Raw genomic sequence first — 24181 nt, forward strand, 5'->3', positions numbered from 1 at the left:
TCCTGTTCCTATCCACCAGCCCAAAAACATAGATTCTACCTCACAGCTGACAGATACCTATTCCCGGATTTTGAATTTTGTCTATATCGTTACAATACATACAAAATCAAAGGCCCCCTGAGGAAGCCTTCGAAACACCAAATCACAAAATATTAATATGAAAATTTTATTTATAAAGCTGTTGCAGTATATGTTACTGTCTGCGTATAAGTTCCGGCTGGCTTACCTAAAATATCAGAAGATGAAGATTTTGCAGCTGGAATAGTATAGTCTAAATTCAATGTTAATGCACTTCCAAGTGGAGCATTGGATACTAAAGTTTGATCTGTTGCAGATAATACTACAGCGGTCTTTGTTCCTCCCATACTTCCGGCAGCGGTAGAAGGTTTGATTGTTAAAACATTCACAGGAATCAGGTTGGTTCCATTCATAAAATTAGCACCCCCTGCCTTTACTTTAACATTAAAGTTCTTTGTAGAAGTAACTTTTAAAGAGTTGGCTTTAGTAATCGTCTGATCAGAGTTGTAATCTGCTGCAGTAGCATAGTTAAAATCTACCGTATTACCAATGGCTGTACTTCCTGCATCGATAGAGATCACATCGTTCAGGGTAATGTTTACCGTTGTAGTTGCGGTTGTATTTTGAGCTTGAACATTGTTTGTTCCCAATAGGATTGCTCCAAAAGTTAAGGCTGAGATTACGATTAGTTTTTTCATGATGGGTATATTTTATTGTTATTTTTTACTCAATTATTATCTTTTGTATACTGCAAATTTATAGTGGTGCTAAAAGTTTCCTTGTAGTGGAAAAAGGAAGTTCATGTAGTAAAATCACTACACGGTTTATCATTTTGACATAAATAGCAAAGCCCTCAGTACTTTCACAGTACTGAGGGCGTAAATAAATTGCTGTTATTTCTAGTATAAACATACCCACGCTCCGTTCGATTTGAAAAGCAAGGTTACGGATCCTATTCAGACACTTATATCAATTCAATTGATAAAGACGAAGTTGATGGGCTTATTATTTCCATTAAAAACTTACTTGACAATGTATTAAAAACAACACCAACAACGTATACGGAAGTTACCTATTCATTGAGAGGCGGATTCAGCCTGGGAAGTTACTTCGAAGTTAAAAAATCAAGATGGACAAGCTTCTTGAAAATTGAAAAAGATAGCAGTAAAAGCATGGGAACTTTGAGTGAGACTGACTCCAGAACTTATTAAGTTTATTGGAGCAAGCAAAATCTAAAATGTAATTAACAGATACAATAAAAATACTCCCGGAAATTCACCAAAGTATACCCTAAAATTTAAATCTAAACTACCTCTTAATCCTTTCAGACAACAGCATTAAGAGGGTAATGTTTTGTATTCAGTGTTCCTCTAAACTATTTTATGTAATGGAAATTTGTGCTAATAACCTTTCTTAACGGCTATACATTCAATCTCAATACTCGCATTTCGGGGCAAAGAGGAAACTTCGATTGTACTTCTTGCAGGAAAACGATCACGAAAATAAGTACCATATATTTTATTAAAAACATCAAACTGTTTCATATCTGTAATAAAAACGGTTGTCTTTGTGATATGATCAAAATCGGAATGATTGTCCCTGAGAATAGTTTTTAAGTTTTCAAAAATCTGTACTATTTGTTCTTCAAAACCTTCTTTTAAGCGGTTTGTTTTTGGATCTATTCCTATCTGGCCCGATACAAACACTAAATCTTCATAGCCGGTTGAATGGCTGTAGGGACCTATGGCTTTTGGTAAATCCGTATGTTTTACTGCTACAATCTGTTTTTTTGTACTGCATGACAACAATGTCAGGGCTAAGAAAAGCAATATAAATCTGTGCATTTTGGTTCATTTGATATTAAAAAAAGAGGTTAGCTTTTTAGACTAACCTCATACTGTACTTATCCTATTTTTTGATGAAGTTCAATAATTCGGTATTAAATTTATCCAACTCTTCGATGAACAAGGCATGACCGCTTTTTTCAAAAGGAACTAACGTTGAGTTTTTAAGCAAAATATTCATTTGTTCCGCAAGATCATAAGAACAGATTTTATCCAGCTTACCGTGTAAGATCAAAGTAGGAATTGTTATTTTCTTCAAATCATTACGCAAATCGCTATCCCTCAGAGTTTTTAATCCCTCAGCCATTGCATAAGGTGATGCCTGAGCCTGAATGCCTCCCAACCAAGCACCATGACCTTGGGAAACGCTGGTCTCATTAGCTGGAAATATCTTACCGAATGTGGCGAATAATTCCGGACGGTTAGTGTTGTTTAGGTGTATCAAACCATTGACATCTTCTTTAGTCCACAGGCCATAATTAAAGTCTGCCCTTTTTGTCCAGATCGGTGCTGCTGCCCCAAATAAAGCCATTTTTGAAACGTGGGCCGCATTGTATTTGGCTACATAGTGAATCACTGTAGCACCACCCATTGAAAATCCGCCGATTGTAGCATTTTTAACATCCAATTTGTCCAAAACAACCTTGATATCATCTGCAAATACATCATAATTATATTTGCCTCCCGGTTTGTCAGACAGTCCGAATCCTCTTAAAGTGATACCAATCACACGATATCCTTTTTGGATAAAATCGGCATACTGGTATTCATACATGGCATCACTCAATGGCCATCCGTGAATTAAAACAATAGGCTCTCCCTCACCAAGGTCCGTTACATGAAGTTTCACATTTTTCTCTACTTCAATATATTCTTCTCTTCCAAAGGCTGCTGGTGTTCTTTTTGTTTGTGATAAAACTGTGTTTGAAATTAATGTTGTAAATAATACGACTGCTAAAATTAAATTTTTCATGTTTCTTTAAATATTTATTATTGTTGTTATTTTGACACTACAAAGTTGCTCTTATTCCTCAGGCCTTCCAATGGACGGCTTTCGCTTTGAATTGTACTTTTTGTCTCTCTTGATTTATATTCTTTTATAAATGATAGGATATCCTTGTTGATTACATCAGCATTGATGGTAGGCATGCCGTGAGAATAGCCCGGATAAATGATCAGTTGGCTATTTTTAAGAAGTTCTGCAGCCTTTACTGCCGTAGTCTGATAAGGCACAATCTGATCATCATCACCATGGAGTACTAAAACAGGTATTTCCAGACTTTTTAGGTCCTTTGTAAAATCGGTCTCAGAAAAGACTTTGATACAGTCATATTGTGCCTTGATACCACCCATCATTCCCTGTCTCCACCAGTTGTCCTGTATACCTTTTTTAATAACCGCATCTTCTCTGTTGTAACCGTAGAAAGGCACTGTAAGATCCTGATAGAATTGCTGTCTGTTATGAAGTGTATTATGGCGGATATCGTCAAATACAGCAAGTGGCACCCCTTCAGGATTATTGACATCAGCAATCATATAAGGTGTAATTGCACTTATTAAAACCACTTTAGATACGCGGTTTTTTCCATATTGGGCAGCATATCTTATTGCTTCGCCACCACCTGTTGAATGACCTACGTGGATCACATCTTTTAAATTCAGGTACTCTACCAATTCTGCAACATCCGCTGCATACGTGTCCATGTCATTACCCTTATAGGTTTGAGTCGATCTTCCGTGCCCTCTTCTGTCATGGGAAACAACTCTATATCCTTTTTCCAGAAAGAACATCATCTGTGCATCCCAGTCGTCGGATGACAATGGCCATCCATGGTGAAAAAATATCGGTTGCCCTTCACCTAAATCTTTGAAATAAATTTCTGTTCCGTCTTTTACTGTAAACTTGTTCATGTCTTTACTATTTAATTGTTGTTATTGTTCCTTTTTGTTATTGCAAAGTTGGGGTAATTCCGAAGGCGTATCAATGGATGGTTTTCGCTTTGAATTGTACTTTTTGCCCCAACAGGAACCAGTAGTATTATGAACAATCTGTTTTTAGGATTAGAAAGGTGTAAATATGAAAAAGCACAACCGATCAGGGCTGTGCTTGTACTGGATATTGGAGAAATATCTGGTTAAAACTGCTTTCTAAAACTGGTTGGGGATATTCCCGTGTGTTTGGTGAAAAAGCGGACAAAATAGGCGTCGTCTTCGTAATTCAATGTGTAGGCAATCTCTTTGACACTCATTGTAGTATGTACTAAAAGACGCTTACTTTCAAGTATAATACGGTTTTTTATAATTTCATTTGGTGTGTCTTTACTAACCAGGCTTACTTTTTTACTTAGATTTTTTGGCGTAATACAAAGCAAATCAGCATAATCAGCTACAGTATGGAGAGTCTTGAAATGCTGTTCTACCAATTTGCTGAATTTCCGCAGAAATTGGACATCGGCCTGCTGTATATTGTCTGCCAGCTGATGTTGCTGCTTCCAGATGCGTGTAGATTTAAGAATGATCAGTTTTAACAATGTCCTCAGCATTTCTTCTGTACCGGAATCTTCATTTTTCAATTCGGACTGAATATCACTGATGATCTTTTGTATATCAGCAGACTGTTCTTCATTTAAATTGATGAATGGAATTTCAAACACATTGTTATACAGAATACCATCACAGGCAACTTCATGATCATGAATTTCCACACAGTAAAAATCCTTGTTAAAATGCATCAGTTGCCCGCCGATAGTTTCACAGGGCTTTACGATGACATGGGGATTAATAAATAATAAGGTATCTGTTTTCATTTCAATCTCCTGAAAATCCACTTGTATAATAGCTTTCTGTGGAATGAACAGGACTTTGATATGTTCGTTTATTTTGTTGAGGGTATCATTTTGAACGGAGGATTTGCTAAATTCTAAATTCCCAAATTTTTTAAATGAAAATTCCTTTATCATTATAATGATTTAAAAATTGCTATGTACATCAACTTAATTAGAAGTCTACTGTAAAAATAAGGAATAATATAACAGTAATGTCAACAGTATTTCTTTATTATCCAAGAGTTCATTATACTTTAGTTCCAATTACTTTCATGTATCTAAAGTAATCTGGTTCCTTGATTAATCAATAGTAACAGAATCAAATCCCGAAACTTGTAATTCATTAGGTACAGGAATGTAGGACCAGCAAATTACATCCATTTGAAAACCTTCCATGCCCTGCCATTTCTGAAGCTCAAAGTCATAATAGCCCAGATCAAAATTATCTAAATCTTTATCGTACAATAAAACAGTTCTCGAAAATTGCTCTCCTTCTACCTGGGTAGGAAATTGATCCACTGGATTAAATTTTAGTTCTTCATTCATAATTATAGTTTTTCAAATAGTAAAGATCTGTTCAAATCAAATTTAACACTATTTTCTGATTCTTTTTATTATATGGTGGAACGAATGATTGTCATCATTTAAAAACCTATGCACAGGATTATGATGATTATGATCATAGATCGTTGAAGATCTGGTAGATACTTTGGATTTACCTAACCTGGGTTACTATAAAAATACATTAATAGAAAATTGTTCGTCCATCAAGCTTCAGGATCTTTTCTTGTGCCATCTTTTTAATCGTCCGTATTACTGTTTCGACCCGCAAACCTGTCAAATTGGCAATTTGCTGCCTGGTAAGTGGAACAGGATAAGAGTAAGGATTTTGTTTTAAGGAACTATCCTTATAATAATCCATTAATGATTTTATTTTCGACATCGGGTCAGTGGATGAATTGTTGAACAGCATCACATACTTATCGAAAAGACGGTCTGACAGATGACGGAAAATTGTAAACATCAATTCTCTATTGGTACTCAACATATTCAGAAAGTTGGATTTTGGTAATTTCAGAATTATGCAGTCAGTTTTAGCGATGGCATTCATCGGATAATTCTTATTGGCAAAAAGTAAAGATTCTCCAAAACTCTGACCTTCTGAGGATATTCAGGGTAAATTCTTTTCCATCCTCGTGATAATTATTCAGTTCTACTGTACCCTTAACAATCTGGAAATAATAGTGGGGAACACTTCCCATTTCATAAATAATTTCCTTTGCGGGATAATCCTCGTAAACGGCTCCATTTTCGAGCAAAAGATTTTCATCGATGATCATATTATCTATATTTTGTTATGGTTCCAAATGAATATCTTAGCAAAAATTGGCAGTAACTTTACATACAAATTTTGGGCCATTCATATGCAAAAAAGCCCTTCAATAAATGTCTCAATGACCATCTGCCCAACTCCTAAAAATCAGATATCGATCTATTGGCTGCCCAAATAATTACTAAAGACGCTCCAATATCCGCACCTGTAGCTTTTTAATTTTTCAGACTGCTTCTCAATCTTCTTTAAAAATAACGTATTTATGCCTCGTCTTTAGTATTTTTGACAAGACCAATCCCCGAAAAAAAGAATATCAGTCCAAGAACTCCGATCACTCCTAAAGTCGTATAGGCTGAGCTTTTATTAATCAATTCATAACCTGTATAAATCAAACCTGCGATTCCTAAAACAGTCAGTATTGTTCCAAATGTGCGTTTAACGTTCATAACAGTATTTTTTTAAAATAATAGTACTCTACAATTTTTTTCCAGTTACTTGCGCTGATATTTTTGAGATTATCAGCACAGCCTTAAAAACAGTTTTCCCCTATTCAGTTAACTGAGATGCGAGGTTAAAAACTATGCTCCGAACTTTAAGGAAGGCTGATTACTTTTCCCTCTCTTTTTTGTTTGTTAACTACCATCATATGATTAATATCCGGCAGTTAAAAAAATTGCAAAAATTAAGCCGTTTGGATAAAAATATTCTTTAACAAGTGGTAAATGCCATAGTAACAATCCTATTGAATTCTATTTTGTTTTTTATATATGTAAAAATCGAGTTAAAGTTCCGCTTGGAATTATAGTTGTAGACCAGAAGCATTAATAGTTAATCCCCATTTATTTTTCATATAATTATGTAATGGGCTATCCCAGAAGTAAGGAGGTGGGCAATACTCACTTATTTCCGGAAGTATCCTCTGAATCCTTTCTTCATAGATAGGATTTTCTTCAAATTTTTCTGAAATCTCTGAATACTTCTCACTTATAAAACGTATAAGCTCATTATCTATGAGTATTCCTTTCTTCTTTAATTGATCCAGCTTTTTAAAAAATTCAATTACAATCTTTTTATATTGCTCATCATCAATAGTTGAAAGAGATTCAAAATTCAAATAAGTATCTATAATATTATTAATTTCTGTTATTTTAGTAGTTTCCATAATGTTATGCAGCTTTAAAATAACTTTGCCAATAAAAACCCTGTTACTAAAGCTATAACAGCTGCGATGACAATCTTTAGATAATCTGTTTTACTATTTTTAACCTCCGTATTCAGTCTTACATTTTCCTGCTGTAAAGATTCTACTGCAGCCTTTAGAGAAGCTGTCTTCTCATTAATAACTGACTGTAAGTTTTTCTCATGTAAAACATTGAGTTCCTTTTTATAGCTTTCCATTTCCTGCTGTCTTTGTTTCTGCTGTTCTGAAAAACTCTTTTGTGTTTCCTGAAGCTGTTTAGCCGAAGACTCCTGAAATTTCTGGAACTCTTCATTTCTTTTTGAAAGCTGATCTGTTAAAGTTTTTACCTGCTGACCATGTTTTTCAGTAAGATCCTTCTTTAACTTCTCTACCTCTTCATTACGAACCTTAAGCTGCTCCGTAAAAATCTTTATCTGGTTTTCAGCCTGCTCCTTAAAGTTTTTCTGTGCTTCGGTAAATTCGTCATTTTTCGTTTTAAGCTGCTTTTCCAGTGTTAACACTTGCTCTGCAAACTGTTTGCCTACATCCTTTTTAACTTCATCAATCAGTAATGCCCGGGAATTTGATTTCTCATGAGACAACTTTTCAACGATGGAGTGAAGCCCTGCTCCATAATCATGAGGAAGATGAAATCTTTTATCTGCCAGCTTATCGAGCAAAGTTTCATCTACCGTATGCCCTATTGCTGTGACAGTCACTGCTTCTATTGTAATAAACAATTCTGAAAGCTGTAAATCATTAAAAGTTTCCATACTTTGTTTGTCTCCCCCACCTCTTACCAATGCTATGATATCGTAGCCTAATGCTGAAACTTCTTCAAGTTTGGAAACAATAGAGGTCGATGAAGTAATACTGCAGGTATATTCCGAGACCTGGAAATACTTCTGGAAACATCCAATCCTTCTGCGAAGTCTCTTTGTACAATCGCATTATTTCCATAAATGTTAGCAATTCTGATCGGCTCATCTTTCAGAATCTTCTCTCTGATCACAGTTTCCAGGTCCTTGGAGCCCTTCCCAAGCTTCTTCTGGATAAGCTCATATCTCTGTAATTCTTCCTCCGAAATTGCGCGTTCTTCCTGCTGAATAATCTCATCGACTACAAAGCGAAGTTCCACAGAAGAGTTCTTAATACTTTTCTCAATATATCCTCTGAGGGTATAAATCTCATTATTTTCAATCTTACTTCTCAGTAACGCAGAAACCCGTACCCCAATAGAAATTGTATCAGATTCTGAAAATAAATTATCATAGTAATAATTTCCATAGGCTTTCCCACCACCAAAAGAGTATCTTCCCTTAAGATAAATAAGATTAACCGTTGCATTAAGTTTTAATGCATTACTAAAAAGGCCAAGTACCGATCCCGGAGAATAAACCTGATATGCCAACTCATTTCCCTGCATGTTTTTCAAACTCAAAATTAAATGACTTCAAAGGTATTGTTATTTTATTAATTTAACTTTTCAAACCTAGAATTGCTAGAATTCCCAATAATATGCATCCACATTATCAACCATTTTATTTTACAAAAATACACTCCGTAAACGACAAAACATGTCGTATTTTATCCCTAGAAAAATGGAACCCTGCCGGTTGAAGTTTTTTGATAAATTATAACAACTATTGTACTACCAGATCTGATAGAACAGAGAAAAAGCATGGGGTCAACGAATATAGTATTATTGTTAAAAAACGATCATTTCTTAGAACATCAATTTTGGAATGCAAAGTAACAAACAAGGTTTGAACGTTAAAATTCGTTAATTTAAACTATTATATAATAATTATTCTTGAGATTTGTTGTGAACATAAAATATATTAATATGAAAAATTTAAAAAAGCTTAACAAAGCAGAATTAAAAACAATTGTTGGCGGAGCAGATTGTACCAGACTATGTTTTATAAATGATAAATTAACATGCGTTCCGTATAATTCATGTGGCGGCCCTGGGCTTGAGCCATAAAAAAAGAATAACCTGTTTTTCAGATACGTATTTTCAAAATACTTTCAATAACAGTAAACCATGAAAAACAGGTTATTACCTTAAAAACATCTATACACACCTAAGAATCAAGAACTAACCTGAACGTCAGATTAATCCGCTCTTTCATGGGTATTATAGATTTAGCTATCCGATGCTCCCAGTTTTCCTGCAAATCGCCTTTCATGATAAGCAGAGAACCATGCGGAAGCGGTAAACTGTACTTACTGGCATGGTGGTCTTTTTTCCTGAAATCAAAGTTCCTGGTTTGCCCAAGGCTGATAGAGGCAATCACAGGCCGTTTACCATACCGGCTTTCTTTATCTCTATGCCAGGCCACAGAATCATTATGGTCTCTGTAGAGATTTAATAAAACTCCATTAAACTTACAGTTAAACTCTTTTTCTATCCTTTCCTTGAGCAAGAACAGTTCAGGAGTCCATGGATTTCTTGCCCTTTCTTTTTCTTGAGCACCATAATCTTTTGAATCCCCATACCATGCTGTCAGCCGTGGAGTCAATATCATTTTATCATACATTTTCTGTGTACGCTGTTCCCATGACGCGGTATTGAGCAGCTTATCTTTTAACTGATCAGCTTGCTCTTTACTTAGAAAATGTTCCCTGTATTCCAAAAGATCCTTTGGAAATTCATAGAACGCTTCTGTATCGAATAAACTTAACTGATTCATAATTCTTCTTATCAAAAATTTTACTATTACTACTGTATCTTATGTCTTGGCAATCCAATCTCATGGGCCTGCGGATAAGGTTCTCTATAGGTCATGCTTACATCTTCCCTGATCTGCCTGTGGATATCATATTGTTTTTCTTTATCATAAGCATACCTTGGATCAGGAATCATGGGCATCTTTGCCATTTTATGAATGGTAACGGTAGGAAAATGAAAATCGACTTCCACGGTTCCAAGGAGCAGATAACATCCGCCGCCCTGAAAATCATACTGCTTTAGACTGTCAGGAAAATGAGCGGTATCAAAATAATCTCCGTTCACATCGATCCACGTACCAAAATACATGGTGCCTTTCTTCGTGGGTACATGTTTTCTTGAAATCAGATACGCCAGCATTTTAACCTGCTGCTTATGAAACTTCAATAAATCCTTCACCAAAACAGAACCCCGGTACCGGGTCTGTAACAGATCAAAAGGGCTGCATGAAACAGGAAACCCAATGAGTTCAATTTCATCAAAGGCATCCTCAAAATGTTCCCGCTTTAATTCAGGAAGCTTAAATTCCTGAACCGGTTCTTCAATCAGCATAAGCCCTCTGTTTTCAGGCTTAAAGTTAACAAGCAGAACTCTCGCCTCAACAAGCAGTTCATTTTTAGGTTTTCCAGTAAACCGGAAGGCGCCGATAAAAATCAGGATCTGTATGGTTTCAATACCAATGGGAATACGTCTTATAAAATTCTCCAATGAGGTATATACTCCGTTGGTTTTTCTTTCCTCGACAATACCGTGGGCAATTCTTGTTTCCAGCCCTTCCAAAAGCATTAATCCCAGATAGATATCCGTCCCTTTCAGTGTTGTCTGATACTCACTGTTATTAATACAGGGAACCTGGATATTTCCGCCCGACATTTTTGCTTCATGAATATAGACTTCAGTTCTGTAAAATCCTCCCTGGTTATTAATCACTGACACCATAAATTCCAATGGGTAATATACCTTTAAATACAAACTCTGATAACTCTCCACCGCGTAGGATGCCGAGTGTGCTTTACAGAAAGAATACCCGGCAAAAGATTCAATCTGTCTGTATGCCTCAGCTGTCAACAGTTCCGAATGGCCCTTCTCCTTACAGGATGCAAAGAAATTATCCTTTATCTGCTGAAGCTTTTTAATCGATCTTCCTTTTCCGCTCATGGCTCTTCGTAAGATATCCCCGTCCGCTAATGATAATCCTCCAAAGTACTGGGCAATCTTAATCACATCTTCCTGATATACCATAATGCCATAGGTTTCTTTCAGATGCTCTTCAAATACCGGATGAAAATATTCAAACTGATCCGGATGGTTATGCCTGAAAATATATTCCCGCATCATTCCGCTCTGAGCCACTCCCGGCCGGATAATGGAGGAAGCGGCGACCAGTGTTCTGTAATTATCACACTTAAGTCTTCTTAAAAGACCGCGCATGGCGGGAGATTCTATATAAAAACAGCCGATGGTTCTTCCTATCGCCAGATATTCATTGGTTTTTTCTTCATCTTTTGACAGTGATGTATCGCGGATATCCACAGCGATTCCTTTTGTTTTCTTAATAAGAGCTACCGTATCATTGATGGTACCCAATCCTCTCTGGGAAAGAATATCAAATTTTTCCAGCCCGATATCTTCTGCCACATTCATATCAAACTGAACAATCGGAAAACCTTTGGGAGGCATTTCAAGTGCCGTATAACTTGTAATAGGTTCTTCAGAAATCAGAATTCCACAGGAATGCATGCTTCTCTGATTGGGAAATTTCTCCAGCAGCTTACCATACTTTTGTACCATCTGAACCACTGTGTTATGGTCATGGTCTTCCATAGGCTTTGTCGCCAGATCATCCAATTCTTCTTTAGGAAGTCCAAACACTTTTCCCACTTCTCTGAAAATAGACCGGTATTTAAACTCCACATTGGTTCCGCAAAAGGCTACATGATCCTTTCCATACCGGTCAAAAACATACTCCAATATCGTATCCCTGTTCTGCCAGCTCCAGTCGATATCAAAATCAGGCGGAGACTTCCGGTTAAGATTTAAGAAACGTTCAAAATACAGGTCCAATTCCAAAGGACAGATGTCGGTTATTCCCAGACAATAGCTTACAATAGAATTAGCACCACTTCCCCTTCCCACATGCATAAGCCCCAAGCTGTTGCTGTAACGGATAATATCCCAGGTTATTAAAAAATAAGAACAGAAATTAAGTTCATCGATCACTTTCAGTTCTTTTTCCACTCTTAATCTGGCCATTTCATGATGAGTTCCGTATCTTTTTTCCAGTCCTGAATATGCCAGCCTGCGAAGTAATTTTACATCATCTGCTTTTGATTTTGTATAAAATTGTTTATTCTTTACCTTTTTAAAATCAAATTCAAAGCTGCATTGTGCCAGCATTGCTTTTGTTCTTGTAACAATCTCCGGATATCTTTCAAATGCCTTTGCAATCTCCTTTTCAGTCATAAAATATTCTGATTCCCTGCATATATCCCGTTTAGTGAGCTTTGACAATAAGGTATTATGATCAATGGCCCTGAGAATTTTATGCAGTTTATACTCCTCACCGGTTCTGAATGTAACAGGATGCAGAACTACCATTCTGGAAATCAGTTTCTGGTACTCAGGTCTTATCAAAAAATTCAGTTCCTCTATTCTCACCCCAACCCGTTCATTTTCCTTTAAGACTTCCGGGATATTACTCATAGGATAAACCACAAAGATATTTTCAAATTCCGGCGCTGTCTCTGAAAGTTCCTTATCGTCACAGTTATGCTGAGTAATAATGGTATTGACTTCTCTTATTCCTGAAAACTCTTTTGCAACAGCAATATACAACAGTTTGCCTTCCTTGCGTACCTCAACGCCTGCGATAGGTTTAATACCAACCCGTTCACATTCTTTCTTAAAATCATAAATAGCGGTAACGGTATTTATATCCGTCAGTACTAGCTCTGTACTCCCTGATGCATAAGCCTGCTTCACCAATTCCTCTATGGATAGGGTCCCATATCGGAGGCTGTGAAAAGAATGACAATTCAAAAACATTATTAAAAATTTAAAATTATTTTTCAAAATCAAAACCTGAAGCTCTCCCAACTGCTCCCATACCGTAGCGGTTTTTCAGATAATCCATGGTCTGATATAAATTCATCTGCTCCTCAGTATCTTCAAACAGATTCATCTGGTGATTCCCATGCACGAGGCCGGTAAAGCGCAGCCCTACCAGACGAAGTCTCATTCTTCTGGTATATACTTTATTGAATAATTCCAGAGCCACTCTTGAAAGGGTGTGATCTGCAGAAGTATAAGAAACTCTGCATTGTTTGGTTTCGGTATCAAAATTGGCATACCGTATTTTTACAACCACTGTGGATGTCAGCCATTTTTCCTTTCTGAGCTGATACGCTAACTGTTCCGCCATTCCCGATATCAGCCTTTTCAATTCTGAAACATCCATAGTATCATTGGTAAAGGTTCTTTCCGTAGAAATGGATTTTCTTTCAGAATAAGGAACTACAGGATTTTCATCAATTCCATTAGCTTTTTTCCAAAGCTCTTTTCCGTTCACGCCGATCATCTGCTGTAAAACCAGAACGGGCATTTCAGACAGCGTATGAATGGTACGGATTCCAATTCTTGATAATAACTGAAAAGTCTTGTCTCCCATCATCGGAATCTTTTTAATAGATAGAGGGTTTAAAAAAGATCTGATCTCTAAATCTTTAATTTCCAGTCGGCCCACCGGTTTCGCTTCTCCCGTTCCTATCTTTGAAACAGTTTTATTAGCAGATAAAGCAAAGCTTATAGGAAGTCCTGTTTCTTTGGTAACAGCTGCCGCAATTTCCTGGGTCCACTGATAGCAACCGAAAAATTTATCCATACCTGAAAGATCAAGATAAAACTCATCAATACTCGCCTTTTCCATTACCGGAACTCTTTCCTGGATAATTTCAGTCACGGTATGAGATAAATTGGAATACAGCTCATGGTCTCCCCGGATGACTTTCGCATCAGGGCACAACCGGACTGCCATTCGGATCGGCATGGCAGAACGGACTCCAAATTTCCTTGCTTCATAGGAGCATGATGCTACCACTCCACGGTCACCTCCGCCAATAATCAGGGGAATTCCGTCAAGCTGAGAATTATTACGTCTCTCGCAGGATACAAAGAATGTATCCAGATCCATATGTACAATCGCCCGGTTCACGTCACAAAATTAGATACTATATGTATCATTTTTCATATATTTGCAGATACAATTTGTATCAATGTCAATTTTTTCAGATAACATCAGGTTTTTAAGAACTCAGAAAAAATTATCCCAGCAGGAACTGGCGGATAAAATTTTGCTGAGCAGGGTCCGGTATTCAAAATATGAGGACGGGCGTTCGGAAGCCCCCTACGAAATACTGATCAGAATTTCAAAGTATTTCAATTTAAGTATTGATCTTCTTTTGACAGTGGATATCAGGAAATATCCTTTAGAAGATGTATTGAGACTTCCGGATAATAGAATTGTTCTACCAGTTATCGTTGATCAATTAGGTAACAACAGTATTGAAATTGTTCCCCAAAAAGCCTCCATGGGATATTTATCAGGATACAGTGATCCTGAATATATTGAAAGCTTACAGAGAATTTCACTACCCTTTCTGACCAACGGAAAATACAGAGCGTTTCCGGCAAAAGGCGATTCCATGCCGCCCTTTAAAGACGGTTCTTACATTGTCGGGAAATATATAGAAAATATCAAGGATTTAAAGTCCGGCAAAAGTTATGTTTTCGTCACCCTGAATGATGGTATCTCTTATAAAAGACTTATCTCTTTGAATGAAAAATCAATAACCGTAGCAGCTGACAATTCATTTTATACACCTTATGATATTCCTTTCGGAGAAATCGTTGAAGTATGGCAGTATGCTTCTGGAATATTTCCTGAAGATTTTGAACCTGAGCTTTTTGAAAACTATAATGTGAAGGAAATACTGCTTGGGATTCAAAAAGATATCCGGATACTTGATGAAAAGTTTTCAAAAAAATTAGATTAAAATAATTTACACTATCCCATTATTATAACTATGAATATCTCCTATTACGATTTTCAGAATTTAACCGATCGCCAGACACAATATGAACTTGTACTAACTCATGGACGCATCATCAGTGAAAGAATGGTTTCCCAATCAAGATATGTTTTGTATGAAATTTCAAATTTTTCGGTAGAACTGATCTATGACAACATGCATAATAAAATTATTGGTATGAATCTTTTTGAAAAGCACTCCAGTTATAGATAAAAATCCTGTTTTATCAATAATAAAACAGGACAAAAAACACAAATGATGAAAAAAAAACGTCTCGATCGAGACGGCGTAAAATTAATTATTTTTACCATAGTAGCAACAAAAAGCTGTTAAAAAATTAATGTCTTATTGGTATTTTCCAGACAATCCCAGCCAAATATCCCCATCTACTTCCACTTTTAACTTTTCCTATCCAATAGGTCTAACTTCGATGTTAAATCAATACTTAACATCATGGAAGATATAGCAAATACCCAAAATCCTGATCCTGCATTAATTAATACTCTGCTGGTTTTAAACCCTAAGACCAACAAAATAGAAGTGGTAAAAACTGTTGATGAAAAAGGTGATCTGAAAACAGTATCCAATACCCGGAAAAACCAGAATCAGTTTTTAAAAATTGATAAGCAGGGCGATTTATTTTCCAACTTTTTTTCCAATTTCCTCAGCCAGCTCAAAAACCCTACTTCATTTAATTTTTTTACCTCTCCTCTCAAAGAATCTGAAAAAATTGGAAAACAGATTGAGCATTACCTCAAGCATTCAAGCAGTAAAGGTGAAGAATTTCTGAAGACCTATAAAATAGTAACCCCAAACACCATTACAATGAGTACAAATCCATCATCAGAAAAAGAATATCAGTACTCCCAGGATCAGATCGACTGGGATATGATGTCAAAATTTGGGCTGACGCAGGAAAAATTAGAAAAAGCCAATGCCCTGGAACCCATGCTAAGAGGATTCAAAACCAATGGTCTCGTTCCCATCAGTCTTAATCTCGGAACAGCGCTTATCCGGATAGACGCCCGTCTTTCACTCAGCACTAATGATGCCGGCAATGTCATGATCAATCTCCACGGCATCAGAAAAGAACCTAATTTCAATTTTAAGTTTCTAGGTCATGAATTTACTGCTGAAGACCGTAAAAATCTAATGGAAACCGGAAATATGGGACGTGTTGTAGATCTTGTCAATCCAAAGACTGATGAAATCATTCCTTCCCTTATCAGCAGAGACCGGCTGACTAATGAACTTGTTGCCTACAAAGTAGAAAACATCAGAATTCCTGATGAAATCAAGGGTGTTAGATTAGATGAAGCCCAAAAGCAGACGCTTATAGAGGGCAAAGCATTATATCTGGAAGGGATGATCTCTACTAAAGGGGAACCTTTCAATGCCCATGTCCAGTTTAATGCTGATAAAAAGTATGTTGAATTTCTTTTTGATCAAAAGCAGATTCAGCAACAATCTCAAACCCATACACAGACAGAGATACCAAGATCATTCAGAGGCAAAGAATTAAGTGACGAGCAGTATAGTCAGTTTAAAGCAGGCCAAACGATTTATCTCGACGGATTGCTGGATAAAAAGAATCAGCCCTATCAGGGATATATCACTCTTAATAAGGAGAACGGAAAAATCGATTTCTCATTTCAGAATCCTGATAAAATCCAACATAAGACAAAGCCTACTGAGGAGCATACAACCCAGACAGCAGTGAATTCAGAAGGCAAGACCAACGAAGCCACCAAGCATTTAAAGGAGCCTCTACAAAAGGGTCAGCAGGCACCTAAAGACAAAAGCCAGCAGTTAAAACAGGACAAAGCCCAGTTCCGCGCTAGAAAACGCCTATAATACCCACTTCAATTAATAATCATTATGAAAGCAGTATTAGCAGAAAAGCCAAGTGTTGCCAGAGAAATAGCAATGGTTTTGGGAGCAACAGAAAAGAAAGATGGATATCTGACCGGTAATGGCTATGCCGTTACCTGGGCTTTTGGCCATTTGATTACACTCGGGATGCCAGAAGATTATGGCATTTCAGCTTGTAAAAAGCAGACTTTACCTATTTTACCTGACCCTTTTAAATTAACCATCAGAAAAGTAAGAAAAGATAAACAACTGATAACTGATCCTGGCGTATCCAAACAGCTAAAAATCATAGAAAAATTGTTTACATCATGCAGCAGTATTATTGTTGCTACAGACTCAGGAAGAGAAGGGGAACTGATCTTCCGGTACATCTATGAGTATTTGAACTGTACCCTGCCATTTGAAAGATTATGGATCAGTTCACTCACTGAAAAAGCCATTAGGCACGGTTTTCAAAATCTGAAGCCGGGTCACCTATATGATGGATTATTCCATGCTGCTCAGTGCAGAAACAGAGCCGACTGGTTATTAGATATTAACACGACCCAGGCACTAACTATAGCAGCAGATGACGGGTTATATTCACTTGGAAGGGTCCAGACTCCCACTTTAGCTTTACTCTGCAAACGTTATAGAGAATATAAAGAGTTCACAAGCCAGCAATACTGGCAGATTGAGCTTATGCATCAAAAAGATTTTGTGGAGTTCAAAAGTCTTGGAGTACTCAAATTCAGCGATAAAAAACAAGCTGAGGACTTTGTAAAATCACTGGAAAGAAACAGGACTACAGCAACAGTCACTGCGATTACTTCACACCCCATAACAGAACATGCTCCTCTTCTGTTTGACTTAACCGGCCTTCAGAAGGAAGCTAATAAAAGATTCAGCTTCAGTGCTGAGCGAACACTCGATATTGCCCAAAGCCTTTACGAAAAAAGGTTCATTACCTATCCACGTACGGGCAGCCAATATATTTCAGAAGATCTATGGCCGGACATTCCAGATCTCATAAGAGTACTGCAGGAATGGGAGCCTTATAAAACCGCAGCAAGCATAATCCCATGGGGAAACTTCAATAAAAGCATTGTCAAGAATGCTAAAGTTACCGATCATCACGGGCTGCTTACTACAGAAAAAATACCTTCAGCACTTACTTCAGAAGAAAAGGTGATATATGATCTGATTGCTTTTCGACTATTTGAGGCCGTCTCACCGCCATGTGTCAAAGAAATCACAGAAATCAGTTTACAGGTACTTCACTATGATTTTACAGCTAAGGGACAAAAGATATTACAAACAGGCTGGCACCATATCAACGGCAATTTTTCTGAAGGTATCGATGAAATCCGGCAATTTCCTGAGTTAAAAGAAGGAATGGATCTAAAGATTAAAATGTTTGCTGTTCTGGAAAAGAAAACGCAGCCTCCCAGCCTTTATACCGAAGAAACCCTGCTTTCTGCAATGGAAAATGCAGGCAGAAATATTGAAGAAACATGGCAGCGAAAATATGTAAAGAATATCGGAATCGGCACTCCTGCCACGCGTGCCTCTACTATTGAGACACTGCTTGACAGGGGGTATATCAGAAGGCAAAAGAAACTGCTTATTCCTACTGATAAAGGCTTACAGGTATATGATTTAGTTAAGGATAAAAAAATTGCGGACGTTTCTATGACTGCAGAATGGGAACAGTCCATGGAGGATATTGAGAATAATGAATTGGGTGCTGCTGAATTTCAAAAGAACATTGAAAACTACACGATGACGATTACGGAAGAATTACTGCAGATAAAAATTGAAAGAACTCATCTTCCCGGTATTGTATGTCCCAAATGTAAAACCCAGTCATTGATGATTGATGATCGTGTTATAAAATGTCCTGATACGTATTGTAACTGGTATCAATTCCGAAATATCTGCGGAACCCGGATCGAAACAGCCGACATTGAAAGACTTGTCAAAAACGGGAGAACCGCATTAATCAAGGGTATGAAAAGCAGATCAGGTAAAACTTTTAATGCCCATATCATCCTTAACGAAAAAGCTGAAAGTTCATTTGAATTTGAACAAAAAAGACGATAAAGCAGCTCAATACTATTGATTTCCTAATCTCACAACGACTCTTATAAAAGCAAACTTAATTAACAATATAACGCATAGACACAGTAAATCGGAAAAGAGAATCATTTGTTTTAAATTTGCACCCGATTCTCATGTTTAATTTGAGTTTTCATGGTTATTAGTTTTTTATCCCCGGTCTCCGGGGATTTTTACTTTATTTTTTGGGTATTAAATGCTGTAACTCAGGATCGGCTTTAATACGCTTCATTTCATTTTCAATGATCTCTACCATATCAAGCTTCACTTTTTTATAGTTCTCTTCAATAATTGATGTGAACCGGTCTTCTCCACTATCATTTACAAATGATAAAATCTCTGGTATCCGCTGATAAAATTTAGTTTCTTCAGCTACTTTCTCATTATCCACTACGATTTCTGCATGAAACATTTTCTGTTCAATTCTTTCATCAAAATTATCAGATACAGCTCCTACAAACATTCCCTGGCTTAATGTTGAGATTTTGGAAGCCGGTATCAAGCTGTCTAGCTGGGTAGATATGGAAGTAGATTTATCATTTCTGTTGATGGTTATGCTTTGCCTTTTCTGCAAAATCTTTCCAAAACGCTCTGAAAGATTTTTTGCGGTATCTCCGACTACCTGTCCGCTGAATATATTGCCTACTGTATTCTGAATCACTTTACTTTCTTTGTCTCCGTAATCTCTGGTCAGCTGAGAAAAATCCTGAAATCCTAAGCAGACAGCTACTTTATTACTTCTTGCGGTTGCAATCAGATTATCCAATCCCCGGAAATAAATCGTAGGCAATTCATCAATAATCACTGAACTCTTTAGTTGTCCTTTTTTATTGATGAGTTTTACGATTCTGGAATTGTACAAACCCAGTGCTGCTGAATAGATATTCTGCCGATCCGGGTTATTCCCTACACATAATATTTTCGGTTCTTTCGGATTGTTGATATCTAATGAAAAATCATCTCCGGTCATGACCCAATATAACTGAGGAGATATCATTCGTGATAAAGGAATCTTAGCAGAGGCAATCTGCCCCTGAAGCTGGTCCTGTGCGCCACCTTGCCACGCGTCCATGAAAGGGGAAAGATAATTCTCAAGATCAGTATAAGAAGTTAATATTGTGAAAACATCAGAGTATTTTTTATTGAGTAGTTCAATGGCATGCGGAAAAGTGCAGTATTTACCATTTTCATATATTTTCAGGAACCAGATAATAGCAGCTAAAAGAATAATGGGAGATTCCACGAAGAAGTCTCCTTGCTTTTGAATCCAGGTTCTGTTTAAATTGAGCATGATGGTGTAAGCTGCTTCATAGGCATCTGAAATATCCGTCATAAAGTCAGGATTTAAAGGATTGCACCGATGGCTTCTTCGGGGATCATCAAAATTAATGACATAAAATTTCGGTTTTACTTTGTATTTATCCTGATGTTTCAATACATGATTATAAGCAATTGTTGAAAGATCATCAAACTTAAAATCATAGATGTACATGGAGAACCCCTTCTCAATCTGCTGTTTGATATAATTATTAACAATGGCGTATGATTTCCCTGAACCTGGTGTCCCCAGGACAATGGTTGCCCTGAATGGGTTAACAATATTAATCCAGCCTTGATTCCATTTTCCTTTATAATAGAATTTAGTGGGAAGGTTAACAGAATATTCATTTTCCATCAGTTGGGTTTCCTGCATAAAACTTTCATTCTCATTATTGAATACATCATCCATCAGGTTATGTTTTAACAAACGGCTCATCCATACCCCTGATACCATTAGGAGGATATATCCTACTGACATTGAAAGCATATATAAAAGAATGCCTGCCCCGCCCCATCTCAGCAAAATAGTATTCAAGAAAAACAACACCGTTCCTACTGCCATGAAGCCGATAATCCGAGGCCAGGTTATCTTCTCGTCTTTTACTCCTTTTGTTCCCAGGCAGCTTAGAGAGAGTAATACAATGCTAAAAACTTTTGTATAGAGACAGTGAGAGAACAACCCTGCCGTTCTTTGGAAATTCAGCAGTATTCTGTTGATAACTTCCAATGTCCATCCTTTTTCATGAAAAAATGGATAACAATACCAGTAATAATGCATCAGTACCATTAAAATACTGACGGTACGCATAAAAGCCATAATTTTAGCTAAGCCCCGTAGATCATCTTCACCCTGCATATCATTTATTTTTAGAGTTAGGATGATGAATTTATCGGGTAACAGAAGTCTGCTTTCTACACTGGCAGTGTCAGGCATTATAAGGAAGCATTTGGCACAGTACCGAAATTTATTTTCTCATGAATCATAGCAGTTGTTGACCAGGGAATTTTTTACATTTGTCTTATAACAAAATATCAATGAAACCTGTACAATCAAAATACACTGAATTACTGGACAGTATCGGATCCGCTATTGAGGTTGCAAGACAAAATGCGGTCAAGGCAGTTAATACTGAACTGGTGAAAGCCAACTGGGAAATTGGCAGGCATATCGTGGAATACGAGCAGCATGGTGAGGAACGTGCAGAATACGGAAGTAACTTACTGGCAACACTTTCCAAAGATCTGAGGCAGCGTTACGGCAAAGGATTTGGCAGGCGTAATATTTTAGATATGCGCAGATTTTATCTGACCTATCAAAAATGGCAGGCAGTGCCTGCCAAATTAAGCTGGACTCATCTGGTTACTTTGCTGGGCATCTCTGATGATACGGCAAGGAAGTTCTATGAAAAACAGGCAGTACTGGAAAATTGGGGCTACCGTGAACTGGAAAGGCAGATCAACTCTTCCCTTTTTGAAAGACTGGCATTGAGCAAAGATAAAAAGGGCGTACTGCAACTGGCGGAAAAAGGTCATATCGTAACCGATTCCACAGAGGCTATAAAAGATCCGTATGTCTTGGACTTTCTCAAATTACCTCAAAGTCATCGTGTTACCGAAAAAGCATTGGAACAGAAGATTATTGACAATCTGCAGATGTTTCTTTTAGAACTGGGAAAGGGTTTTACATTTGTCGGAAGACAGTATAAGATATCACTTCGTAACAGGCATTTTTATATTGATCTTGTATTCTACCACCGTATCTTAAAATGTTTTGTGCTGATTGATTTAAAAATAAAACAGGTTGAGCACAATGATATAGGACAAATGAATTTATATCTGAACTACTTTAAATCTGAAGAAAATGTTGTGGATGATAATGAGCCTATAGGCATTATCCTTTCTGCGGAAAAAGATGAAGTATTGGTGGAATATGCAACAGGTGGTATTTCTAATAAAATATTTGTTTCCAAATACCAGTTGTATTTACCTGATAAAAAGGAATTACAGCAAAAAGTACAGGCAATTATGCAAAAAGAAGGCTAAGGGTAAGAAATCATTAGACTATCTTTTTCTTTTCTTTTTCCACTTTCGCATTTGCTGTGAAAAAAACTGTTCTTCATCGTCTTCTCCCTGCACTGTTGGCAACAATCCGGGAAATGAGTCCATTGATTCAAAGTCATGTAAATCGTGATTGTCATCATTTAAGAATCCAAATAGGGGATGAAGTTGAAGGGGTAAAAATTGATTTGTTGGGAGTGATTCAGCTTCTGTCTGCTTTGCATCAGAGGATTTATTTAAATGCTCCTGATTCTTCCATAAATCATTAAAAACAGCAGCGGAGTATCCTTTTCCCAAATTTGAACCATTCCATACTGTTTGGGTGTTATGATCGATAAACGTGATTCCATACATACGTCCGGCTTCATTTCTGCGGATTACCGTATTAACACCCACAGACTTTAATTTCTCCACAAAATCTTTTTCATGATGACTCACTTTGAGGGCATTATCAATCCAGCCCTTTATTTCAGTTTTATTCGATTGAAGAATAGATTCTTTACTTTTTAAAAAATGAGATTCCAGTGCAGGTAAGAGTGCAGCTTTTCCAATGCTTGAAGCTTTCAATGGGTTTCCAATTTTATGTTTGTTTGTATCCAATGCAAAATACACCAACCCCCGCTGTGGTTTTCCATGCAATTCGCCATCAATTTTTTCAACTGCTATATTGAAAAGTGAAAGCAGCGCATTGTACTCTCCAAGTGTTTTAAAGGAATACACATCAGCTATATTCCTGATCACGGAGGCGATCTGATGTTTAATATTTCCAGTCTGATAATCAACCGGTTTGAAAACCATGTTATTTTTCACCTTCTGCCCTTCTGCAGCTGGCCATAAATTATAGGTATTTTCGAGTTGTCTGCACATATTCATCGACCGTCTTTTCTCAAATCGATCTGATATTTTCCTGCCATTTTCATCAACACATACAGACACAATATGAATATGGGTACGGTCGATATCAGTGTGTTTAAAAACCATGTAAGGCTGTTCACCGTACCCCATTCCATTCATATACTCTTCTGCCATCTTCACAAAATTCTTATCGCTGACCTTATCATTCGGATCGGGATTGAGCGATATATGTAAAGTATGTTTTTCCGTCTTTTGATTGGCAGCCAGATAAGGATCGAAAGATCTCATGAGTTGGGGTATAGTATATTTCCCATCTGTGGATTCCACCATTTTATTCATCAACAAAATTTGTCCATGTCCCTTTTCCACCTTATGATGATTATAGGCTAAGGCACCATATAAATTACTGCTTCTGCCAATTTTTGCAATCATTGAACCATCATTTTTCTATATTCCGGTTAGTAAATTCATTAGCCAATTCGATAATTTTCCGGCACAAAGCTGAAAGTTCAGCAGTGTGTCTCTCCAATTGATATAGAAATGCCGCAGCTTTTTTTTCGGTAAAATGAGTATATAATAACTTAACTACCTGATTGTAATTCACGCCCACTGCTCTGAACTGGGAATAAAAGGAAGTCAGCCTCATGTAAAAATCAACAGTACCTTTATCAATTTTTACTGTTTTTATTTCTTTTGAAAACAATACAGAAGTTATAAATTTAGCTTTATTATCTATTCCAGAGGCTTCAAATAAAGACAGAAATTTGCTATTATCTTCATCATCCAGCCGAAAAACATAACGGTGATTACAAGGGTTTATCTTTGGTTTTCGCCCACCTTTACTTCTCTTATTATTTTTCTGATCATTCATAGATATCCATTTAAAGTTTATAAACCTCGACTTCGGAGAGTGTTTCAAAGCTCCCGGCAGGGCAAGTTGTTTTGAGGCACAAAAAAC

23 protein-coding genes and 1 pseudogene are annotated in these 24181 nt (G+C 36.9%); 6 read left to right on the plus strand and 18 right to left on the minus strand.

All coding sequences use genetic code 11. The features are described 5' to 3' along the window. Nucleotides 1-170: 170 nt before the first annotated feature. The 12 genes and pseudogenes from AC5YGI_RS17010 to AC5YGI_RS17065 all read right to left on the minus strand — a co-directional run bounded on the left by AC5YGI_RS17010 (nt 171) and on the right by AC5YGI_RS17065 (nt 8626). Nucleotides 171-716: a peptidoglycan-binding protein LysM gene (locus AC5YGI_RS17010; protein WP_496169040.1), complete on the minus strand. Its 546-nt coding sequence runs from the start codon at nt 714-716 to the stop codon at nt 171-173. Between the two features lie 702 nt (nt 717-1418). Then, on the minus strand, nt 1419-1862 hold the full coding sequence (locus AC5YGI_RS17015; protein ID WP_330746788.1) for a Rid family detoxifying hydrolase: 444 nt from the start codon (nt 1860-1862) through the stop codon (nt 1419-1421). Between the two features lie 64 nt (nt 1863-1926). Then, on the minus strand, nt 1927-2835 hold the full coding sequence (locus AC5YGI_RS17020; protein ID WP_227942476.1) for an alpha/beta fold hydrolase: 909 nt from the start codon (nt 2833-2835) through the stop codon (nt 1927-1929). Nucleotides 2836-2861: 26 nt separating this feature from the next. Continuing rightward, on the minus strand, nt 2862-3773 hold the full coding sequence (locus AC5YGI_RS17025) for an alpha/beta fold hydrolase (protein ID WP_330746789.1): 912 nt from the start codon (nt 3771-3773) through the stop codon (nt 2862-2864). 224 nt (nt 3774-3997) lie between these two features. Further along, nucleotides 3998-4822 carry a helix-turn-helix domain-containing protein gene (locus AC5YGI_RS17030; RefSeq protein ID WP_047433498.1) on the minus strand — a complete coding sequence of 275 codons (825 nt, stop codon included), beginning with the start codon at nt 4820-4822 and terminating at the stop codon, nt 3998-4000. A 165-nt stretch (nt 4823-4987) separates the two neighbouring features. After that, nucleotides 4988-5233, minus strand: coding sequence for a hypothetical protein (locus tag AC5YGI_RS17035; protein WP_330746790.1), 246 nt, complete (start codon nt 5231-5233; stop codon nt 4988-4990). A gap of 199 nt (nt 5234-5432) precedes the next feature. Continuing rightward, the gene (locus tag AC5YGI_RS17040; RefSeq protein WP_330747664.1) at nt 5433-5735 is read right to left on the minus strand and encodes a Crp/Fnr family transcriptional regulator; all 303 of its coding nucleotides are present in this window, start codon (nt 5733-5735) and stop codon (nt 5433-5435) included. Between the two features lie 45 nt (nt 5736-5780). Beyond that, nucleotides 5781-6027 (minus strand): annotated as a pseudogene (locus tag AC5YGI_RS17045) (Crp/Fnr family transcriptional regulator); the annotation flags it as partial. A gap of 253 nt (nt 6028-6280) precedes the next feature. Continuing rightward, on the minus strand, nt 6281-6466 hold the full coding sequence (locus tag AC5YGI_RS17050) for a hypothetical protein (protein WP_047433500.1): 186 nt from the start codon (nt 6464-6466) through the stop codon (nt 6281-6283). Nucleotides 6467-6819: 353 nt separating this feature from the next. Then, nucleotides 6820-7182, minus strand: a complete 363-nt coding sequence (locus AC5YGI_RS17055; RefSeq protein WP_047433501.1) for a hypothetical protein — start codon at nt 7180-7182, stop codon at nt 6820-6822. Between the two features lie 14 nt (nt 7183-7196). Then, nucleotides 7197-8003, minus strand: coding sequence for an exodeoxyribonuclease VII large subunit (locus AC5YGI_RS17060; protein ID WP_330746792.1), 807 nt, complete (start codon nt 8001-8003; stop codon nt 7197-7199). Between the two features lie 17 nt (nt 8004-8020). Then, nucleotides 8021-8626: a hypothetical protein gene (locus AC5YGI_RS17065; RefSeq protein WP_330746793.1), complete on the minus strand. Its 606-nt coding sequence runs from the start codon at nt 8624-8626 to the stop codon at nt 8021-8023. Between the two features lie 420 nt (nt 8627-9046). On the opposite strand from AC5YGI_RS17065, the gene AC5YGI_RS17070 reads away from it, so the two are divergent. Next, nucleotides 9047-9187 carry a bacteriocin-like protein gene (locus AC5YGI_RS17070; RefSeq protein ID WP_110010354.1) on the plus strand — a complete coding sequence of 47 codons (141 nt, stop codon included), beginning with the start codon at nt 9047-9049 and terminating at the stop codon, nt 9185-9187. A gap of 100 nt (nt 9188-9287) precedes the next feature. On the opposite strand, the gene AC5YGI_RS17075 is transcribed toward AC5YGI_RS17070, so the two are convergent. Genes AC5YGI_RS17075 through dinB form a run of 3 tightly spaced genes read right to left on the minus strand, consistent with a single transcriptional unit; the run spans nt 9288 to nt 14144 of the window. Further along, nucleotides 9288-9896: an alpha-ketoglutarate-dependent dioxygenase AlkB family protein gene (locus AC5YGI_RS17075; protein WP_330746795.1), complete on the minus strand. Its 609-nt coding sequence runs from the start codon at nt 9894-9896 to the stop codon at nt 9288-9290. Between the two features lie 29 nt (nt 9897-9925). Next, nucleotides 9926-12979 (minus strand): DNA polymerase III subunit alpha, encoded by a 3054-nt coding sequence (locus AC5YGI_RS17080; protein WP_330746796.1) that lies wholly within the window; start codon nt 12977-12979, stop codon nt 9926-9928. Between the two features lie 16 nt (nt 12980-12995). Beyond that, nucleotides 12996-14144, minus strand: a complete 1149-nt coding sequence (gene dinB, locus AC5YGI_RS17085; RefSeq protein ID WP_330746797.1) for a DNA polymerase IV — start codon at nt 14142-14144, stop codon at nt 12996-12998. A 61-nt stretch (nt 14145-14205) separates the two neighbouring features. On the opposite strand from dinB, the gene AC5YGI_RS17090 reads away from it, so the two are divergent. The 4 genes from AC5YGI_RS17090 to AC5YGI_RS17105 all read left to right on the plus strand — a co-directional run bounded on the left by AC5YGI_RS17090 (nt 14206) and on the right by AC5YGI_RS17105 (nt 18975). Further along, complete coding sequence (locus AC5YGI_RS17090) at nt 14206-14985, plus strand: XRE family transcriptional regulator (RefSeq protein ID WP_330746798.1); 780 nt, start codon at nt 14206-14208, stop codon at nt 14983-14985. Nucleotides 14986-15015: 30 nt separating this feature from the next. Beyond that, nucleotides 15016-15234, plus strand: a complete 219-nt coding sequence (locus AC5YGI_RS17095; RefSeq protein ID WP_120231288.1) for a hypothetical protein — start codon at nt 15016-15018, stop codon at nt 15232-15234. 240 nt (nt 15235-15474) lie between these two features. Further along, on the plus strand, nt 15475-16875 hold the full coding sequence (locus AC5YGI_RS17100; RefSeq protein ID WP_120231289.1) for a DUF3945 domain-containing protein: 1401 nt from the start codon (nt 15475-15477) through the stop codon (nt 16873-16875). 24 nt (nt 16876-16899) lie between these two features. Beyond that, nucleotides 16900-18975: a type IA DNA topoisomerase gene (locus tag AC5YGI_RS17105; RefSeq protein ID WP_330746799.1), complete on the plus strand. Its 2076-nt coding sequence runs from the start codon at nt 16900-16902 to the stop codon at nt 18973-18975. A gap of 193 nt (nt 18976-19168) precedes the next feature. On the opposite strand, the gene mobC is transcribed toward AC5YGI_RS17105, so the two are convergent. Then, nucleotides 19169-21166, minus strand: coding sequence for a conjugal transfer protein MobC (mobC, locus tag AC5YGI_RS17110; RefSeq protein ID WP_330747665.1), 1998 nt, complete (start codon nt 21164-21166; stop codon nt 19169-19171). A 179-nt stretch (nt 21167-21345) separates the two neighbouring features. On the opposite strand from mobC, the gene AC5YGI_RS17115 reads away from it, so the two are divergent. After that, nucleotides 21346-22353, plus strand: a complete 1008-nt coding sequence (locus tag AC5YGI_RS17115) for a PDDEXK nuclease domain-containing protein (RefSeq protein WP_227942488.1) — start codon at nt 21346-21348, stop codon at nt 22351-22353. A gap of 18 nt (nt 22354-22371) precedes the next feature. On the opposite strand, the gene mobB is transcribed toward AC5YGI_RS17115, so the two are convergent. Continuing rightward, nucleotides 22372-23655, minus strand: coding sequence for a conjugal transfer protein MobB (mobB, locus tag AC5YGI_RS17120; RefSeq protein WP_330746800.1), 1284 nt, complete (start codon nt 23653-23655; stop codon nt 22372-22374). A gap of 7 nt (nt 23656-23662) precedes the next feature. Further along, nucleotides 23663-24094 (minus strand): conjugal transfer protein MobA, encoded by a 432-nt coding sequence (gene mobA / locus AC5YGI_RS17125; protein WP_330746801.1) that lies wholly within the window; start codon nt 24092-24094, stop codon nt 23663-23665. Nucleotides 24095-24181 lie beyond the last annotated feature (87 nt).

The sequence above is a fragment of the Chryseobacterium sp. CS3K3.1 genome, assembly GCF_059515165.1.

What these genes read in the sequence shown, in the direction of transcription:
- mobC (WP_330747665.1), bottom strand. Translation starts at nt 21,166, where the DNA reads ATGCAGGGTGAAGATGATCTACGGGGCTTAGCTAAAATTATGGCTTTT.
- AC5YGI_RS17115 (WP_227942488.1), top strand. Translation starts at nt 21,346, where the DNA reads ATGAAACCTGTACAATCAAAATACACTGAATTACTGGACAGTATCGGA.
- AC5YGI_RS17030 (WP_047433498.1), bottom strand. Translation starts at nt 4,822, where the DNA reads ATGATAAAGGAATTTTCATTTAAAAAATTTGGGAATTTAGAATTTAGC.
- AC5YGI_RS17075 (WP_330746795.1), bottom strand. Translation starts at nt 9,896, where the DNA reads ATGAATCAGTTAAGTTTATTCGATACAGAAGCGTTCTATGAATTTCCA.
- AC5YGI_RS17040 (WP_330747664.1), bottom strand. Translation starts at nt 5,735, where the DNA reads ATGTTGAGTACCAATAGAGAATTGATGTTTACAATTTTCCGTCATCTG.
- AC5YGI_RS17035 (WP_330746790.1), bottom strand. Translation starts at nt 5,233, where the DNA reads ATGAATGAAGAACTAAAATTTAATCCAGTGGATCAATTTCCTACCCAG.
- AC5YGI_RS17070 (WP_110010354.1), top strand. Translation starts at nt 9,047, where the DNA reads ATGAAAAATTTAAAAAAGCTTAACAAAGCAGAATTAAAAACAATTGTT.
- mobB (WP_330746800.1), bottom strand. Translation starts at nt 23,655, where the DNA reads ATGATTGCAAAAATTGGCAGAAGCAGTAATTTATATGGTGCCTTAGCC.
- AC5YGI_RS17025 (WP_330746789.1), bottom strand. Translation starts at nt 3,773, where the DNA reads ATGAACAAGTTTACAGTAAAAGACGGAACAGAAATTTATTTCAAAGAT.
- AC5YGI_RS17080 (WP_330746796.1), bottom strand. Translation starts at nt 12,979, where the DNA reads ATGTTTTTGAATTGTCATTCTTTTCACAGCCTCCGATATGGGACCCTA.
- AC5YGI_RS17090 (WP_330746798.1), top strand. Translation starts at nt 14,206, where the DNA reads ATGTCAATTTTTTCAGATAACATCAGGTTTTTAAGAACTCAGAAAAAA.
- AC5YGI_RS17050 (WP_047433500.1), bottom strand. Translation starts at nt 6,466, where the DNA reads ATGAACGTTAAACGCACATTTGGAACAATACTGACTGTTTTAGGAATC.
- AC5YGI_RS17020 (WP_227942476.1), bottom strand. Translation starts at nt 2,835, where the DNA reads ATGAAAAATTTAATTTTAGCAGTCGTATTATTTACAACATTAATTTCA.
- AC5YGI_RS17095 (WP_120231288.1), top strand. Translation starts at nt 15,016, where the DNA reads ATGAATATCTCCTATTACGATTTTCAGAATTTAACCGATCGCCAGACA.
- AC5YGI_RS17015 (WP_330746788.1), bottom strand. Translation starts at nt 1,862, where the DNA reads ATGCACAGATTTATATTGCTTTTCTTAGCCCTGACATTGTTGTCATGC.
- AC5YGI_RS17100 (WP_120231289.1), top strand. Translation starts at nt 15,475, where the DNA reads ATGGAAGATATAGCAAATACCCAAAATCCTGATCCTGCATTAATTAAT.
- AC5YGI_RS17105 (WP_330746799.1), top strand. Translation starts at nt 16,900, where the DNA reads ATGAAAGCAGTATTAGCAGAAAAGCCAAGTGTTGCCAGAGAAATAGCA.
- AC5YGI_RS17065 (WP_330746793.1), bottom strand. Translation starts at nt 8,626, where the DNA reads ATGCAGGGAAATGAGTTGGCATATCAGGTTTATTCTCCGGGATCGGTA.
- AC5YGI_RS17055 (WP_047433501.1), bottom strand. Translation starts at nt 7,182, where the DNA reads ATGGAAACTACTAAAATAACAGAAATTAATAATATTATAGATACTTAT.
- mobA (WP_330746801.1), bottom strand. Translation starts at nt 24,094, where the DNA reads ATGAATGATCAGAAAAATAATAAGAGAAGTAAAGGTGGGCGAAAACCA.
- AC5YGI_RS17010 (WP_496169040.1), bottom strand. Translation starts at nt 716, where the DNA reads ATGAAAAAACTAATCGTAATCTCAGCCTTAACTTTTGGAGCAATCCTA.